The sequence below is a fragment of the Rhizobium mulingense genome (assembly GCF_029194105.1).
Taxonomy (GTDB): Bacteria; Pseudomonadota; Alphaproteobacteria; order Rhizobiales; family Rhizobiaceae; genus Rhizobium; species Rhizobium mulingense.
In genome coordinates, this window is sequence record NZ_JARFVE010000049.1 from 1 (window position 1) to 1,591 (window position 1,591).

Annotated in this window: 1 pseudogene; it reads right to left on the reverse strand. The window is 57.9% G+C overall.

The window, feature by feature from the left end:
- Positions 1-369 precede the first annotated feature (369 nt).
- Positions 370-1,538: pseudogene (locus tag PYR71_RS30575) on the reverse strand (transposase); the annotation flags it as partial.
- Positions 1,539-1,591 lie beyond the last annotated feature (53 nt).

Here is a 1,591-nt window from a genome sequence, read left to right on the forward strand (position 1 = left end):
GCCTCAGGCAACGGAACCATATGCGGTGTAGCTGCTGACAGAACCCGTTGCGCGCTTGATAGTTATGCGACCTATGGGGCGGCGATCAGGATGAGACGCCGTATTGCCTCACCCAAGAGTGTTCCCGGAGAATAATGTCGTTGCCTCACTCGATGTTTTCGAATGCCTCACGGGTTGTTCCGATCGTATCCCCGCACCTGGTGCAGGTGACGGAGGTAGCGAAGCCGCTCGCGAGCGCGCCTCTCAATAGCGCTGTAGCGAGCGGGCGGCTTCGCGGGCGGTCATCATGTTTTCCGGTGGGGTCGGTTGTCGAAGGCCAACCTGGCGGTAAGAGCGCGGATGACGATCCTGTATTGTTCGGTAATGATCTCACTGCCCGACCTCTATACTTTCCGTCTGCCGCGCGGCATCGGCGAATGGCCCGAACACCAGCGCATTGGCCTGTGTACTGCGCCAGATTTTCATTCGGCGCTGCACGGTCCGAATGAGGCCGTCGGGATACACGCCGGGGCATTTGACCTGCAAGCGTTCAAGCAACTCTCGCGAAGTTCGCCAAGGCTCCGCCTCGAACCATTCCTCGAGTTCGGCAGTGACGGCGAGTAGAGGATCGGGTCTCCGCCGCTCTCGCTTGGCCGCTGGCTTGGAGCGGGCAGTCGGTTTCACTTCACCACCACGCCAAGCAATCCGTAAGCCAGAAAGAAAGTCTTCGAGCGTCAGGTACATCGCCTTGAGCCAAAGGCATGTATCCTCCGGCGTGCGTGGGTCGTCAAGCAGCCGCTGGAAGAGTGTGGCAGGACGATGATAGCGCTTGATCACCTTGGCTCCGTCACGGTGCTTTTCTTTCAGCTTGAATGATGGCTGAAAGAAATTCACGAACAACCGCATTGACGAATAAAGCTTGGCCAGCTCCCGAGTGGCTCGCAGCCCCTCGAAGCCTCGGTATCCAACGATCTTGCGCACGATTGCGCCATTCTTCTGCTCGACAAATGCCTGATCATTCTTTCGGTAAGGGCGGCAACGGGTAAGTTCGATATTATCGCGCAAGCAATATTCATGAACACTCTCGTTCATGAACACACTGTCGTTATCGGTGTCGAAGCCCAGCAGCGGGAACGGCAGCAACTTGCGCAGTTCGGCCAACGCAGTGATCAGTACCGTTTGCTCGCGAACCAGCAGCGGCGCGCATTCCGTCCAGCCCGTGGCTATATCTGTCAACACCAGCGTTTGCGAGAAGGCACCCCAGCGTACGGGCCGGAATGAGAAACGAGGTCAGCTTCGACAAAGCCAAGTGCGGGGTCATCCCAATCCGAGAAGGTTCGAACGGGAACACTACGCCGAATCGCTGTTGATCCTTTCCGGCGCCGCGGACCCGTGGCGCTCGCTTTAATCTCCTTGAGGACCCGATCAATCGTCGCTGGGCTCATCGTCAAGAGTCGCCGGCGCGTCTCGCTATTCATATCGCCGTGTCCATGACGTTCCATCGCTTCGATTAGTGTTGGCAACAGGGGGTGTAGTGTAAGCGACAAGCAGACCCCATCTGGCGAAGCAGCTTAGCGGTCGGCTATCGGTAGCGGACACGATGAACTGCTGT